Origin of the sequence: Marinobacterium nitratireducens, from assembly GCF_014645375.1 — a bacterium.
Taxonomy (GTDB): domain Bacteria; phylum Pseudomonadota; class Gammaproteobacteria; order Pseudomonadales; family Balneatricaceae; genus Marinobacterium_A; species Marinobacterium_A nitratireducens.
In genome coordinates this window covers 250,489-263,977 of the sequence record NZ_BMLT01000005.1, presented here as the reverse complement: position 1 = coordinate 263,977, position 13,489 = coordinate 250,489, and the positions used below count along the sequence as shown (strand labels likewise).

The 13,489-nt window shown below is 62.9% G+C and carries 15 protein-coding genes; 11 read left to right on the top strand and 4 right to left on the bottom strand.

Annotated features, from left to right (window positions below; all coding sequences use genetic code 11):
- The first annotated feature begins 258 nt into the window (after positions 1–258).
- The 3 genes from IEX85_RS11555 (at position 259) to IEX85_RS11545 (ending at position 3,323) form a co-directional block, all read left to right on the top strand.
- Entirely contained in the window at positions 259–999 is a 741-nt protein-coding gene (locus IEX85_RS11555; RefSeq protein WP_188860746.1) for an aspartate/glutamate racemase family protein, read from the top strand.
- An 87-nt stretch (positions 1,000–1,086) separates the two neighbouring features.
- Positions 1,087–2,448: an NCS1 family transporter gene (locus tag IEX85_RS11550; RefSeq protein WP_188860745.1), complete on the top strand. Its 1,362-nt coding sequence runs from the start codon at positions 1,087–1,089 to the stop codon at positions 2,446–2,448.
- A 176-nt stretch (positions 2,449–2,624) separates the two neighbouring features.
- A complete protein-coding gene (locus IEX85_RS11545; protein WP_188860744.1) occupies positions 2,625–3,323 on the top strand; it encodes an aspartate/glutamate racemase family protein in 699 nt (232 codons plus the stop codon).
- Positions 3,324–3,407: 84 nt separating this feature from the next.
- On the opposite strand, the gene IEX85_RS11540 is transcribed toward IEX85_RS11545, so the two are convergent.
- A complete protein-coding gene (locus IEX85_RS11540; RefSeq protein ID WP_188860743.1) occupies positions 3,408–4,067 on the bottom strand; it encodes a glutathione S-transferase family protein in 660 nt (219 codons plus the stop codon).
- 195 nt (positions 4,068–4,262) lie between these two features.
- Between IEX85_RS11540 and IEX85_RS11535 the strand changes: the two genes are divergently transcribed.
- Both IEX85_RS11535 and IEX85_RS11530 read left to right on the top strand, forming a co-directional pair.
- Positions 4,263–4,676 carry a YMGG-like glycine zipper-containing protein gene (locus IEX85_RS11535; protein ID WP_188860742.1) on the top strand — a complete coding sequence of 138 codons (414 nt, stop codon included), beginning with the start codon at positions 4,263–4,265 and terminating at the stop codon, positions 4,674–4,676.
- 81 nt (positions 4,677–4,757) lie between these two features.
- Positions 4,758–5,096, top strand: a complete 339-nt coding sequence (locus tag IEX85_RS11530) for a YMGG-like glycine zipper-containing protein (protein ID WP_188860741.1) — start codon at positions 4,758–4,760, stop codon at positions 5,094–5,096.
- A 33-nt stretch (positions 5,097–5,129) separates the two neighbouring features.
- On the opposite strand, the gene IEX85_RS11525 is transcribed toward IEX85_RS11530, so the two are convergent.
- Positions 5,130–5,786: a YceH family protein gene (locus tag IEX85_RS11525; protein ID WP_188860740.1), complete on the bottom strand. Its 657-nt coding sequence runs from the start codon at positions 5,784–5,786 to the stop codon at positions 5,130–5,132.
- A 197-nt stretch (positions 5,787–5,983) separates the two neighbouring features.
- On the opposite strand from IEX85_RS11525, the gene IEX85_RS11520 reads away from it, so the two are divergent.
- From IEX85_RS11520 to IEX85_RS11510, 3 genes are all read left to right on the top strand, one after another.
- Complete coding sequence (locus tag IEX85_RS11520; protein ID WP_188860739.1) at positions 5,984–7,186, top strand: glycine C-acetyltransferase; 1,203 nt, start codon at positions 5,984–5,986, stop codon at positions 7,184–7,186.
- Entirely contained in the window at positions 7,183–8,211 is a 1,029-nt protein-coding gene (tdh, locus tag IEX85_RS11515) for an L-threonine 3-dehydrogenase (protein WP_188860738.1), read from the top strand. Before IEX85_RS11520 ends, tdh begins: the two co-directional genes overlap by 4 nt.
- Before the next feature lie 75 nt (positions 8,212–8,286).
- Positions 8,287–8,754, top strand: a complete 468-nt coding sequence (locus IEX85_RS11510) for an LEA/WHy family protein (protein WP_188860737.1) — start codon at positions 8,287–8,289, stop codon at positions 8,752–8,754.
- A 50-nt stretch (positions 8,755–8,804) separates the two neighbouring features.
- On the opposite strand, the gene ppa is transcribed toward IEX85_RS11510, so the two are convergent.
- Positions 8,805–9,338: an inorganic diphosphatase gene (gene ppa, locus IEX85_RS11505; RefSeq protein ID WP_188860736.1), complete on the bottom strand. Its 534-nt coding sequence runs from the start codon at positions 9,336–9,338 to the stop codon at positions 8,805–8,807.
- 108 nt (positions 9,339–9,446) lie between these two features.
- A complete protein-coding gene (locus IEX85_RS11500) occupies positions 9,447–10,421 on the bottom strand; it encodes a class 1 fructose-bisphosphatase (RefSeq protein WP_188860735.1) in 975 nt (324 codons plus the stop codon).
- 321 nt (positions 10,422–10,742) lie between these two features.
- Between IEX85_RS11500 and mpl the strand changes: the two genes are divergently transcribed.
- The 3 genes from mpl to tsaB all read left to right on the top strand — a co-directional run bounded on the left by mpl (position 10,743) and on the right by tsaB (position 13,489).
- Positions 10,743–12,107, top strand: a complete 1,365-nt coding sequence (gene mpl, locus IEX85_RS11495) for a UDP-N-acetylmuramate:L-alanyl-gamma-D-glutamyl-meso-diaminopimelate ligase (RefSeq protein ID WP_188860734.1) — start codon at positions 10,743–10,745, stop codon at positions 12,105–12,107.
- Positions 12,104–12,736: a flavin prenyltransferase UbiX gene (locus tag IEX85_RS11490; RefSeq protein ID WP_188860733.1), complete on the top strand. Its 633-nt coding sequence runs from the start codon at positions 12,104–12,106 to the stop codon at positions 12,734–12,736. The genes mpl and IEX85_RS11490 overlap by 4 nt, the downstream gene beginning before the upstream one ends.
- Before the next feature lie 66 nt (positions 12,737–12,802).
- On the top strand, positions 12,803–13,489 hold the full coding sequence (gene tsaB, locus IEX85_RS11485; protein ID WP_188860732.1) for a tRNA (adenosine(37)-N6)-threonylcarbamoyltransferase complex dimerization subunit type 1 TsaB: 687 nt from the start codon (positions 12,803–12,805) through the stop codon (positions 13,487–13,489).

Below are 13,489 nucleotides of genomic sequence, written 5' to 3'. Positions count from 1 at the left end.
TAATGCCGGAATGCTTGGATACCGTTCATGATGGATCCCTGTATTCTTCGATCTTTATGCTCTCGATTTTCAGTCTTTAACTGTTTGATTTTTATAAATAAAAAATAGAATTCTGCTGGTTGCTCCCTGTCTTTATCATTATTTGTAATTCATAATTTAGCTGGTGCGTATTGTTAACAATCATGTTCAATAGTATGTACATAACTTTGTTTATTGTGTAAAACGAAAGGGCACTGAACGGAAACAGGTAACACCACCATGCAGATTCGAGTAATTAACCCCAACACCACGGCAGGCATGACCGCCAAGATCGGGGAGGCGGCACAGCGGGTCGCCTCGCCCGGCACGCGGATCCTCGCCACCAATCCGCACAGCGGCCCCGTCTCGATCGAGTGCCATTTCGACGAGGTGGTCAGCGCAGTCGGCGTTGCCGAAGAGGTGCTTGCAGGAGAGCGGGAACAGACCGACGCCTACGTCGTGGCCTGTTTTGGCGATCCCGGCCTGCTGGCCGCGCGAGAACTGACCCGGGCTCCGGTCATCGGGATCGCCGAGGCCGCTTTCCATATGGCGACGCTGATCAGCACCCGCTTTTCCATCGTCACCACTTTGGGGCGCACCGGCATCATCGCGGAGCACCTTTTGCAGTCGTATGGCTTCGCCCACCACTGCCGCCGCGTGCGCGCGGCGGAAATACCGGTGCTGGACCTGGAGGACGACGGCCGCGCCGCGCTGGACCGGATCATCGAGGAATGCCTGCGCGCCAAGGCCGAGGACAATATCGGGGCTATCGTGCTGGGATGCGGCGGCATGGCCGACCTGACCGATGAAATCCGCCGCGAGGTCGGGCTGCCGATCGTCGAGGGGGTGACCGCTGCGGTCAAGCTGGCCGAGTCGCTGGTGAGCCTGGGACTGGAGACCAGCAAGTTCGGCGATCTGGACTATCCGCGACCGAAGACCTTCAGCGGGGAGTTCGCGCGCCTGTCGGGCACCGGGGGCTGAATCCCGTAGATCCGGGCAATCAACGGGTCCGGGAATTACTACAAAAATAACAAGGCGGGTTGCGGCCCGCGCCATGAGGACAACACTATGAGTAACGATCAGGTACTACAGGCAGATCTGCCCGTGGATGGTGTTATCGAAACCAAGCATGCTGGCGAAGAATCGCTGGCGCCGCAGAAAACCCGGATCATGGGCCGGCTGTCCTACCTGCTGGCCTGGTTCGGCGGCTGCGTTTCCATCGGTACCTTCACCATGGGCTCCAGCATCGTCGGCACCCTGAACCTGCTGCAGGCGTGTCTTGCCATCGCCATCGGCTGTTTCGTCATCGGTATCGCGCTGGCGCTCAACGGCGCCGCCGGCTACAAGTACGGCATCCCGTTCATTGTCCAGGCCCGCAGTGCCTTCGGCTTTGGCGGTACTCACTTTCCCGGTCTGGTCAGGGCGGTGCCGGCCATCGTCTGGTACGGCTTCCAGAGCTGGGTCGGTGCCGGTGCCCTCAATGCGGTTTCGGCGACACTGCTCGGCTTCGACAATCTGATTTTCTACTTCATCACCTTTCAGCTGTTGCAGATCGGCCTTTCGATGTTCGGTTTCAAGGGCATCAAGTGGCTGGAGAATATCGGCAGCGGCTTTATCCTGGTTTCGCTGGTGTACATGTTCTACAGCGTCGTCGACAAGTACGGCGATGCCATCAGCACCCAGCTGGTGAATATCGAAGGCACCTGGGGGCTGCCGTTCTGGGGGGCCACCATGCTGTTCCTCGGTATCTACAGCACCATGATGCTGAACGTCAGCGACTACTCCCGTGAGCTTAAGGAAGGCACCGGCCGCGGCGTGCTGTCCACCCTGTACGCCATGTCGATCCTGCCCTGCACCCTGTTCATGGGCCTGATCGGCCTCATGGTTTCCGGCGCTACCGGCATTTCCGATCCGGTCCAGGTGTTCGCGAATGCCGTGGACAACCAGCTGCTGCTGGTCACCACGCTGCTGTTCATCGCCTTTGCCCAGGTCACCACCAACGTGCTCAACAACGTGGTGCCGCCGACCTACATCCTGATGAACGTGTTCAAGCTGAAGTTCCGCACCGCTACCATCATCGTCGGTCTGCTGGCCTTCTGCACCTTTCCCTGGGAGCTGGTCAAGGACGAGTCCGCCGCCGGCCTGCAGATGTTCGTGCAGATCTACTCGGCATTCCTGGGCCCGATCTTCGCGGTCATGGTGGTGGACTACTTTATCCTGCGCCGCCAGAAGCTGAACCTGGAAAACCTGTATGACGAGAACGGTCCCTACCGGGGCATCAACTACGCGGCCGTTATCGCCTCGCTGGCCGGCGCTGTCGTCGCGCTCTGGTTCTCGTCGGTATCCTGGTACGCCAGCCTGATACCGGCCGGTGTGACCTACTACCTGCTGATGACCAACTGGTCCGCCTGCGCGCGCTTTCGCCAGTAACCCTCCCGCCCCGTCGATGCGCGGGGCTTTTTCTCGCTCTTACTTCCGTCACAACCTGGAGATACAACAAAATGACAAAGCTCCGGCTAAGCGCTGCCCTGGCCAGACGATCGATCGGTTTCCTGTTGGGCGCCTGTCTATTATCCTCGACGGTCCAGGCCGGACAGGATGAGTCGATGCCCCCTGTACCAACCGAAAGCCGTGCCAAAACCATCGTTCTGATCAACCCCAACTCCAACGCCAAGGCAACCGAGTCGATGGTCGCGCTCGCGCGGCTCGAGACGCAGGGCGTGGCGGACGTGGTGGGGAGAAGCAATACGGACGCTCCGCCGTTGCTGACGACGCCGCAGGACATGATCGATGCCGTTCCCGGCGTGGTCTCGGTCGGGGTTGAGGCCGCCAGGGATGAGCGGGTGGCTGCGATCATCGTGTCGGCTTTCAGCGATCCGGGGCTCGAGGAGCTTCGCGCGGCGGTGGAGATTCCGGTGTTCGGTATCGGCGAGGAAGTGTTTCACGAAGCCGCGCGCGGCGACCGGCCATTCGGCATCGTGACCGTGACGCCGGACGAGGGCCTGATCGAGTCCTTCAGGCAAAAAGCCGCCTCCTTGGGTTACGAGCACCTGTATCGCGGCGTCAGAGTCACATCGGGCGATCCGCTGGTCCTGGTTCAGTCGCCGGAGAAGCTTGATGCGGCGCTTGCGGGTGCGGTGCGCGAATCCCTCGACAAGGATGGGGCCACAGCGGTAATCATGGGCGGGGGACCGTTGTCCGCATCCGCACTGCGATTGCAGCCGCAGTTCGACGCACCGCTGGTCGTGGCGGTCAACGCGGCGGCCCGCGCCGCAGTCAGGGCTATTCAGGGCGAGCCGAACTGACGGCATCGTGCCAGCTTTCGACTAAAAAGCCGGCTTCGCAAGGGGCCGGCTTTTTGTCGCATGATCGGCAGACTGTCTCGCTGCTCAGGGCGTCGGCTTTTTGCCTGCTTTCATATCCATTATCGCCTGCTGCTGGGCGGCCAGCAGCTGCCTGCTGTGATCGCGTTCGCTTGCGAGCTGCAGCCAGGCCCGGAGCTCGGGCTCATTCTGCAGCGGGTCCCACTGATAGACTGCGTTCATCATCGAGCGGGTCAGACCAAGGCAGTACAGCAGCACGATATCGGCATAGCTGAAGTCCTTGCCCGCGACCCAGGGCTCGAAGCGGGCGACCCGACCGAGCGCGGCCAGTCCCTTTTCCACATCCGCGCGCACTTCGCCCTTGGCCTCTTCCGACAGGGGGGCGCCGAAGAAAATATGTCCCAGAAAGCGGCGTGACGGGGCGTCCAGGTACAGCTCGGCGATGCGTTGAATCTCACGCGCCTTGGCGCGCTCGTAGGTCGCGGCGGGATAAAGCTTGGGTACCGGGTGCGTTTCTTCGAGATACTCGAGAATGGCGCTGGTTTCGGAAAGAAACCCCTGCTCCGTTTCGAGGCAGGGGATTTTCCCCATCGGGCTTTTCGCCAGGTATTCGGGCTTTTGTGACGGCGGTGCCGGCACCTCTTCGAAGGCGATGCCCTTTTCCAGCATCGCCTGCTTGACGATGTTGTAGTAATTGCTGAGCGGCAGGCCGTAGAGTTTGAGCATGGTGCGGGTCTCCTTGTCGGTGGCTGGCAACATCCGTTTCGATACCCGTATCGAGCGGGTGTTCCCAGACATTACCACAGAGTCCGCTTCTTTCACTGTGGTCTTCATGCCCGGTTCAGTTGCACTGGTGTTTCATGGGCATCAGTTGCACAGGGCCCCGACGGGTCTCTGATCTGCCAGAAGAGGGAGAGTCGCATGAAAAAGTTTCTACTGACATTTTTGCTGGCGACGCTGCTGCCGGCGACGGCCATGGCCCGCGATCTGACCACGGAATCGGCCATAGGCGGGGCCCTGGGCGGGGCAATCGGCGGTGCGCTTGGTGCCGAGATGGGCGGTCGCGACGGTGCCGTTCTGGGGGCCGGCCTTGGTGCCGTGGTCGGCACTGCGGTGGGTACCCGTGAGTATCAGGATAGATACCGGGATTACCGACCGGACTACCGGCCGGACTACCGTCCTGAGTATCGCCCGGCGCAGCGCCACGTAGTGATCGAGCGTCATTATTACGAGCGCGATCGCCGCTATCGCCATCATCACAAGCGCAAGCACTGGAAAAAGCACCATCGTCGCCACTATGGTTACCACGGCCATCACGGCCACCACTGGCGCTAACGCCCGTACCGACGACTAGAATCTGTATACCATCTGAATGATGCCCGCGCCCTTCGAAGGGGCGGGCGGGAGTAAGTCGCTGTGAAAAAATCGACAATCGCAATCGCCGTATTTTCCCTGTTGCCGGCCGTTACGTTTGCCGGCGACCTGACCGTGGACTCCGCTGTCGGTGGCGCCATTGGTGGCGCCGTCGGCGGTGCCATCGGTGCGGAACTCGGCGGCCGAGAGGGTGCGGTGATCGGTTCCGGCATCGGCGCCGCCGTCGGTACCTCGGCCAATACCAAAGACTACCGTGACGATCGTCATCGCGGTGAGCGGGAATACCGCGAGTACCGGGAGGAGCACCACTACTACGGGGACGATCGGCATAACCGGTCTACCTTCTGCCCGCCGGGACAGGCCAAGAAGGGACGCTGCTGATCCAGGGTCACCTGACCCACCCGAACTTACCCCTCAGCCGGTAAGGTCCTCGAGCAGCTCCCGCAACTCCGTCACTTCGGCCCGCAGATTTGCCACCTCCTGCTCGAGTGCCGTCAGGCGATCCTCGTCGACGGGCGTCGTTGCGGGGGCCGCTGCCGTCATCGGCTCGGCGGCCGTGACTTCGCCGCTGAACAGATGGGCGTAGCGCGACTCGCGTTTGCCGGGCTCGCGCGGAAGGCGTGCCACGAAGGGACCGTCGTCACGTGCCAGCAGTTTTTCCAGCACCTTCTCGACCTGCTGCACGTCGCTGAAACTGCACAGCCGGTTGGTGCGGGTGCGCAACTCCCCGGGGGTCTGGGGCCCGCGTAACAGCAGCACGCAGATGATGCCGAGTTCCTGCCCGGTAAACTGCAGCTCTCCGAACTCGGTGTTGCAGAAGCGGTGCTTGTACTTGGATACCCGGCTGCCGAAGCCCGTTTCTTCCTTCACCAGCCGCAATTTTGCCAGCTCGTCCAGCGTTTCCTGTACCGTGCTTTCTTCAAGTTCGAGCACCGGGTCGCGGTTGCTTTTCTGGTTGCAGGCCAGTGTCAGCGCATTCAGCGACAGCGGATACTGGTCCGGGGTGGTGATTTCCTTTTCGATCAGCGCGCCGATCACGCGCGCCTGCTGGAGACTCAGGTTTAGATCCATCGCTGCTTTCCGAAAGATGTATCGTTGTTGGCATTATTGATAGACCCCTAAGCATGCACCAGTATTGGGTCTGTGGCGAGGCCTGTCGAGTGGAGATGCCAACGACTGGCCACCGGCGGCCGGGCGCTTCGGCTGCTATGGTTGGAGCAGTGGCCGGATACCTGTCCGGCTGTTATCGAGACCAGGGGGATGTCGAGATGAGAGATGCCTTCCTGCACGACCTGCAGACCCAGCTCGACCAGATCAGGGCCGACGGCTTCTACAAGGACGAGAGGGTGCTCGACAGTCCCCAGGCGGCGCAGATCCGCCTGAGCGACGGCCGTGAAGTACTGAATTTCTGCGCCAACAACTATCTCGGTCTTGCCGACGACCCTCGGCTGATCGAGGCCGCGACCCGGGGGCTCCAGCAGTTCGGCTTCGGCATGGCTTCGGTGCGCTTTATCTGCGGCACCCAGTCGCCGCACAAAACGCTGGAGGGGGCGCTGTCGGGATTGCTCGGCACCGAAGACACCATCCTCTATTCGAGCTGCTTCGATGCCAACGGCGGTCTGTTCGAAACCCTGCTCGGCGAGCGGGACGCGGTGATTTCGGATGCGCTCAACCATGCCTCCATTATCGATGGCGTCCGCCTGTGCAAGGCTCGGCGCTACCGTTATCGCAACAATGACATGGACGACCTCGAAGCGCAGCTCAGGCAGGCCGTCGCCGACGGTACCCGCTACCGGCTGATTGCCACCGACGGGGTGTTTTCGATGGACGGCGTGATCGCCGACCTTGGCTCGATCTGCGAGCTGGCGGACCGTTACGGCGCTCTGGTGATGGTGGACGACTCCCACGCGGTGGGATTTGTCGGCGGGCGCGGGGCCGGTACGCCCGAATACTGCGGCGTGCAGGACCGGGTCGATATCGTCACGGGTACCCTCGGCAAGGCGCTCGGTGGTGCCTCCGGCGGCTTTACCTCGGGTCGACGCGAGATCGTCGAGCTGCTGCGTCAGCGTTCCCGACCCTACCTCTTCTCCAACAGCCTGGCGCCGGCTATCGTCGTCGCTTCGATCGAGGTACTGCGGTTGCTCGACAGTGATGAGGGCAGGGCACTGCGCGAGAGGCTGCGCCGCAACAGCGAGCGCTTTCGTACCGGCATGGCGGCTGCCGGCTTCGAACTGGCCGGCGCCGGTCACCCCATCGTGCCGGTGATGCTCGGCGATGCGGCGCTGGCCGGGCGCATGGCCGGGGCCTTGCTGGCCGAGGGCATTTACGTTATCGGTTTCTCCTACCCGGTGGTGCCGAAAGGGCAGGCGCGCATCCGCACCCAGATGAGCGCGGCCCACAGCGATGAACAGATCGACCGTGCCATCGAGGCGTTCGCCCGAACCGGGCGCGAGCTGGGGGCGCTGCGATGAAAGCGCTTTGCAAGCTCGAGGCGGGGCCGGGGCTGACGCTTGCGCGCACGCGCCGGCCCGTGCTGGGTCACAACGACGTCATGATCCGGATTCGCAAGACCGCCATCTGCGGCACCGATATCCATATCTGGAACTGGGATGCCTGGGCGCAGCGGACGATTCCGGTACCGATGCACGTCGGCCACGAGTACGTCGGCGAGATCGTCGAAATCGGCCAGGAGGTCAGGGGCTTCAAGATCGGCGACAGGGTTTCCGGGGAAGGGCACATCACCTGCGGCTTCTGCCGCAACTGCCGTGCCGGGCGCCGCCATCTGTGTCGCAACTCGGTCGGGGTGGGTGTCAACCGGGAGGGGGCCTTCGCCGAGTATCTGGTGATTCCGGCATTCAACGCCTTCAGGATACCGGACGATGTTTCCGATGACCTTGCGGCCATCTTCGATCCGTTTGGCAACGCGACCCACACTGCGCTCAGCTTCGATCTGGTTGGCGAGGATGTGCTGATCACCGGAGCCGGTCCCATTGGCGTGATGGCGGTGGCGATTGCGCGCCATGTCGGCGCTCGCAGCGTGGTGATCACCGACATCAACGACTACCGGCTGGGCCTTGCCAAGCAGATGGGCGCGACGCGCACGGTCAACGTCGAGCGTCAGTCTCTCAAGGAAGTGATGGATGACCTCGGTATGCAGGAGGGCTTCGATGTCGGGCTGGAAATGTCCGGCGTGCCGTCGGCGTTCAAGACCATGCTCGAGCGCATGAACCACGGTGGCAAGGTCGCGCTGCTCGGAATTCCACCCGAGAACACCGCCATCGACTGGAACCAGGTGATCTTCAAGGGGCTGGAGATCAAGGGCATCTACGGCCGGGAAATGTTCGAAACCTGGTACAAGATGGTGGCGATGCTGCAGAGTGGGCTGGACCTTTCCCCGGTGATCACGCACCATTTCCCGGTTGCCGACTTCGAGGCCGGCTTCGCCGTCATGCTGTCGGGCGAGAGCGGCAAGGTGATACTGGACTGGAGCGACTGATACATCGGGCATTAAGGCGGGATTGCATACCGTGCTACAAGGGTCGGGATAATGACACCACAGGGAGAAAACCGAATGATCAGCCTGAACAGGGCGATAATGCTGTGCTGGGTACTGCTGCTGGCGGGCTGTGCCGCCGTGCAACCGAATTTTCAGAAGCCTGAGGTCAGCGTGACATCGTTCCGGGCGCTGCCGTCCGAGGGTATGGTGCCGCGCTTCGAAATCGGCCTGCACGTGATCAACCCTAACCGCGATGCACTCAGTCTGGAAGGCATGGTTTACAGCGTGTCACTGGAGGGGCGCAAGCTGCTCAACGGCGTCGCCAACGATCTGCCGACCGTGCCGGGATACGGCGAGGCGGATATCCGTGTAACGACCACGGCGGACCTGTTCAACGGCATTCGCCTGCTGGCGGATCTGATGCAGACGCAGCGCGACAGCGTCAGCTACGAGCTCAGTGCACGGCTGGATCTCGGGCGCTTTCTGCCCTATGTCGACGTAGTGGAGGAAGGGGAGGTCAAACTGGCGGGGCAAAGCAGGTAACGCGTAACGCGTGACGGGTTACGCGTCACCCGTCACGCGTCACGAATGCATTACTTCTGGGCTTCGTAGGCGGCAGCGGCCTTGGTCACGGCTTCGCGCGCGGCGTCGGCGCCGGCCCAGCCTTCCACCTTGACCCACTTGCCTTTCTCGAGCGTCTTGTAGTTCTCGAAGAAGTGGCCGATCTGCTCCTTCAGCAGTTCCGGCAGGTCGTCGATATCGTTGATATCGTTGTAGGCCTGGCTCAGCTTCTGGTGCGGTACCGCAACCAGCTTGGCATCTTCGCCGGCCTCATCAGTCATGTTCAGGATGCCGACCGGGCGGCAGCGGATAACAGAACCGGTCATGACCGGGTGCGGCGTAACGACCAGCACGTCCAGCGGGTCGCCGTCGTCGGCCAGGGTGTTGTTGACGTAACCGTAGTTGGCCGGGTAGAACATCGGCGCGGCCATGAAACGGTCGACGAAGATGGCATCGGCATCCTTGTCGATTTCGTATTTGACCGGCGAGCTCTCGGCCGGGATTTCGATGATCACGTAGAGATCGTTGGGCAGTTCTTTGCCGGCAGGCACTTTAGCAAAGCTCATGCGAGTATTCCTGTTTCTGATTATGGGGAAAGCGTAGAGTCAGCGTTGGATTATACCCGGCAGCGGCCCTGTCTATGAATACGACTTAAGGCCGCTGTCGGTTACGGGTCACTGGTCCGGCGTATGGTAGCGCAGCAGGGCTTCGACCTCGTGGCGCGAGCCCAGGGCGATCGAAACGCGCTGATGGATTTCGGTCGGCTCGACGTCGAGAATCGGCGAGTAGCAGGTGCTGGCAAGGCCGCCGGCCTGTTCGATCAGCAGGCTCATCGGGTTGCCTTCGTACATCAGGCGCAGCTTGCCCGGCTTCTGCGGTTCGCGTTCGTCCCAGGGGTAGGTGAAGATGCCGCCGCGGGTCAACACGCGGTGAACCTCCGCGACCATCGACGCGATCCAGCGCATGTTGTAGTTCTTGCCGCGCGGGCCGTCGCTACCCTTGAGCAGGTCGCCGATGTAGCTCTGCATCGACGGCTCCCAGAAACGCTGGTTTGACATGTTGATGGCGAATTCCCTGGTTTCCGCCGGCACCTGAACATTTTCCTGGGTCAGGATGAAGTCGCCGGTGTGCGCCAGGGTGAAGAAGTTGACGCCCTGGCCGGTGGTCAGCGCCAGCACCGCGGACGGGCCGTACAGGACATAGCCGGAGGCCAGCTGTCTGCGGCCGTTCTGCAGGTAGGCCCCGTGGCTGGCGGGATCCTCGCCTTCGCGCAGCTCGAGGATCGAGAAAATGGTGCCGACCGACACGTTGATGTCGATGTTGGACGAGCCGTCCAGCGGGTCGAAGGTCACCAGGAAACGGCCTTCGCGGTTGCCGGCGACCGGATCGTCTTCTTCCTCGGAGGCCAGGCCCGCGACCAGCGGGTTGTCCAGCAACACCTTTTTCAGCACGTCGTTGGCGATGATATCCAGTTTTTTCTGGGTTTCGCCCTGCACGTTGACGTTCTCGGAAGTGCCCAGAACACCGGCCAGCGCGCCTTCGCGCAGCTGAAGTGCAATTTCCTTGCACGCGACCATCAGGGTTTCGATCAGTTCGACCAGTTGTTCGTCGGTTTTGCGGTGTTTCAGGAACGAGCTCAGGAGCTGCATTGTTCTGTTTTGACCTTCGAGGTTTTGGAACGGGATTCGGCGCGCAATTGTACGGGAATCGGCAGCCGAATGCATGGTTTGGCGCCCACTTATTGTAGACCAGAGAGCCTGCGCGCAACCCCGGTTGGAGCTCTTCGGGGCAGTCGCGCGAATCCTGGCCTTTGGGCGGGCGCTTTCCTCCGGTGTGTCGAGCCTGGCCGTCGTAAGTGCGGTCCTGGACCTCTGCGCCCGATCCTGATGTGCTGTTGCGCCACCGATGCGGTGCCCCGGTGAAAAAACGGTTATCATCTGCGCCAGACTTTCTGAACAGGATTTGGTTGCGTGCATATCCACATTCTCGGCATCTGCGGCACCTTCATGGGCTCGCTGGCAATCCTGGCGAAGCAGCTCGGCCATCGGGTGACCGGGTGTGACGCCAATGTTTACCCTCCAATGAGCACTCAGCTCGAGCAGCAGGGGATCGACCTGATCCAGGGCTTCGATCCGGCGCAGCTCGACCCCGCGCCGGATCTGGTGATCGTCGGCAACGCCATGTCGCGCGGCAATCCCTGCGTCGAGTACGTGCTCGATCGCGGGCTGCGCTATACCTCCGGCCCGCAGTGGCTGTCGGAGGAACTGCTGCGCGACCGCTGGGTGCTGGCGGTGGCCGGGACCCACGGCAAGACCACCACCGCAACCATGCTGGCCTGGCTGCTGGAGCAGGCGGACATGGCACCGGGATTTCTGATCGGCGGGGTGCCGAAGGATTTCCCGGTCTCGGCGCGCCTGGGCGATTCGCCGTTCTTCGTTATCGAGGCCGACGAGTACGACACCGCCTTTTTCGACAAGCGCTCGAAGTTCGTCCACTACCATCCGCGCACCCTGATCCTGAACAATCTCGAGTACGACCACGCGGATATCTTTCCCGATCTGGCGGCGATTCAGCGGCAGTTCCATCATCTGCTGCGGATCGTGCCGGGCAATGGCCAGATTGTCGTGCCGCACGACCAGCCGGCGCTCGACGAGGTCGTCGCCCAGGGCTGCTGGACGCCACTGGTGCGCACCGGTTTCGGCGAGGGCGAGTGGCAGGCGCGGCTGCTCAGCGACGATGGCAGCCGTTTCGAGGTGCTGCACCGGGGTGAGTCCCAGGGTGTCGTCGACTGGGCGCATACGGGCAGGCACAATGTGTCCAATGCGCTGGCGGCGCTGGTGGCCGCGCGCCATGTCGGGGTACGGCCCGAGCACGCCATCGAGGCGCTGTGCCGTTTCGGCGGGGTCCGGCGCCGAATGGAGCTGGTGGCCGAGGTCGGCGGCGTCTCGGTCTATGACGATTTCGCTCACCATCCGACCGCCATCGCCACCACGCTCGAGGGGCTGCGCGCCCGGGTCGGCGCGGCGCCGGTGACCGCGGTGATCGAACCGCGCTCCAACACCATGCGTCTCGGCGCCCACCGGGCCGCGCTGGCGCCGTCGGTGGCGGCGGCCGACCGGGTGTACTGGTATCAGCCGGCCGGGCTCGACTGGTCGCTCGACAGCGTGGCGGCGGAAAGTCCGGTGCCGGCGTCGCTGGCGCGCGATACCGAACGTCTGATCACCGAGCTGGTCCGCGATTCCGTGCCCGGCAGTCATATTCTGATCATGAGCAACGGTGGCTTCGAGGGGATTCATCAGCGCCTCGTCGCCGCCCTTGAGGAGAAACAGGCGTGAGCGACAGCCGGCAGCGTGTGACCCTGGCGATTACCGGCGCCTCCGGTGCCCAGTACGGGCTGCGTCTGCTGCAGTGCCTGCTGGCGGCCGACGTTCAGGTGATGCTGATGATCTCCAAAGCAGCCCAGGTGGTGATTGCCACCGAGAGCGACGTCGACCTGCCGGGCCGGCCGGCGGAGCAGGAAGCCTTCCTTGGCCAGCTTTACAGCGCCGCGCCGGATCAGCTCAGGGTGTTCGGGCGCGAGCAGTGGATGGCGCCGGTGGCCTCGGGCTCCGGCGCGCCGGCGACAATGGTCGTCTGCCCGTGCAGCACCGGCTGCCTCTCGGCGATCGCCACCGGCGCCAGCAACAACCTGATCGAGCGTGCCGCCGATGTGGCGCTCAAGGAGCGCAGGCGCCTGATACTGGTACCGCGCGAGGCGCCCTATTCGGAAATCCACCTCGAGCATATGCTGAAGCTGACCCGCATGGGGGCGGTGGTGATTCCCGCCAGCCCCGGATTTTATCACCGGCCGCAGTCGGTCGAGGATATGGTGGACTTCATCGTCGCCCGCATCCTCAATCAGATCGGCATCGAGCAGACGCTGCTGTCGCGCTGGGGCGACGCCCTGCTGGGGGAAGCGCCGTAACGCTGACACCGACGGCCTGTTCAGGACTCAACCGTTTAACCTCTGTCTGAATCGAAGTAGGTATCAATGAGCAAGATTCTTGCGCTGGATACGTCCACCGACGCCTGTTCCGTCGCCCTCTGGGTCGACGGCGAGGTGCGGGAGGATTTTCGCCTCGCGCCGCGCGAGCACACCAGGCTGCTGCTGCCGATGGCCGAGGCGCTGCTCGCCGAGGCGGGCCTTGCCCCCTCGCAGCTGGACGCCGTCGCCTTCGGTCGCGGTCCCGGCTCCTTCACCGGCATACGTATCGCCACCGGTGTCGCCCAGGGCCTGGCGTTCGCCGCCGACCTCAAGGTCCTGCCGGTGTCGACACTGGAGGCGATGGCGCTGCAGCAGGGACGCGAGCAGCAGCGCGACTGGATCGTTGCGGCGCTCGATGCGCGCATGGACGAAATCTACTGGTGCGCCTACGAACTGATCTGCGGCGTGCCGAATGCGCTGGTGGCCGAGCAGGTCTGCGCCCCCGACGAACTCTTCCTGCCCTCGCTCAAGCCCTGGCTTGCGGCGGGGCCCGGCTTCAACTACCTCGACCAGATGAGCGCCAGTGTTCAGGACGGTCTGCAGGGGGCCTCAATCATCGAGGTTTACCCGTCTGCCGGCGCCATGCTGCCGCTGGCCGAACGCGACCTGCTGGCCGGACGCGGGCTGGCCCCGGAGGAAGGGCTGCCGGTTTACCTGCGCGAAGGGACCTGGAAGAAGAAGGACGAGCAGTAG

Excerpts from the sequence above, each read along its gene's own strand:
- IEX85_RS11555 (WP_188860746.1), top strand. The coding sequence starts at position 259 with ATGCAGATTCGAGTAATTAACCCCAACACCACGGCAGGCATGACCGCC.
- IEX85_RS11550 (WP_188860745.1), top strand. The coding sequence starts at position 1,087 with ATGAGTAACGATCAGGTACTACAGGCAGATCTGCCCGTGGATGGTGTT.
- IEX85_RS11545 (WP_188860744.1), top strand. The coding sequence starts at position 2,625 with ATGCCCCCTGTACCAACCGAAAGCCGTGCCAAAACCATCGTTCTGATC.
- IEX85_RS11540 (WP_188860743.1), bottom strand. The coding sequence starts at position 4,067 with ATGCTCAAACTCTACGGCCTGCCGCTCAGCAATTACTACAACATCGTC.
- IEX85_RS11535 (WP_188860742.1), top strand. The coding sequence starts at position 4,263 with ATGAAAAAGTTTCTACTGACATTTTTGCTGGCGACGCTGCTGCCGGCG.
- IEX85_RS11525 (WP_188860740.1), bottom strand. The coding sequence starts at position 5,786 with ATGGATCTAAACCTGAGTCTCCAGCAGGCGCGCGTGATCGGCGCGCTG.
- IEX85_RS11520 (WP_188860739.1), top strand. The coding sequence starts at position 5,984 with ATGAGAGATGCCTTCCTGCACGACCTGCAGACCCAGCTCGACCAGATC.
- tdh (WP_188860738.1), top strand. The coding sequence starts at position 7,183 with ATGAAAGCGCTTTGCAAGCTCGAGGCGGGGCCGGGGCTGACGCTTGCG.
- IEX85_RS11510 (WP_188860737.1), top strand. The coding sequence starts at position 8,287 with ATGATCAGCCTGAACAGGGCGATAATGCTGTGCTGGGTACTGCTGCTG.
- ppa (WP_188860736.1), bottom strand. The coding sequence starts at position 9,338 with ATGAGCTTTGCTAAAGTGCCTGCCGGCAAAGAACTGCCCAACGATCTC.
- IEX85_RS11500 (WP_188860735.1), bottom strand. The coding sequence starts at position 10,421 with ATGCAGCTCCTGAGCTCGTTCCTGAAACACCGCAAAACCGACGAACAA.
- tsaB (WP_188860732.1), top strand. The coding sequence starts at position 12,803 with ATGAGCAAGATTCTTGCGCTGGATACGTCCACCGACGCCTGTTCCGTC.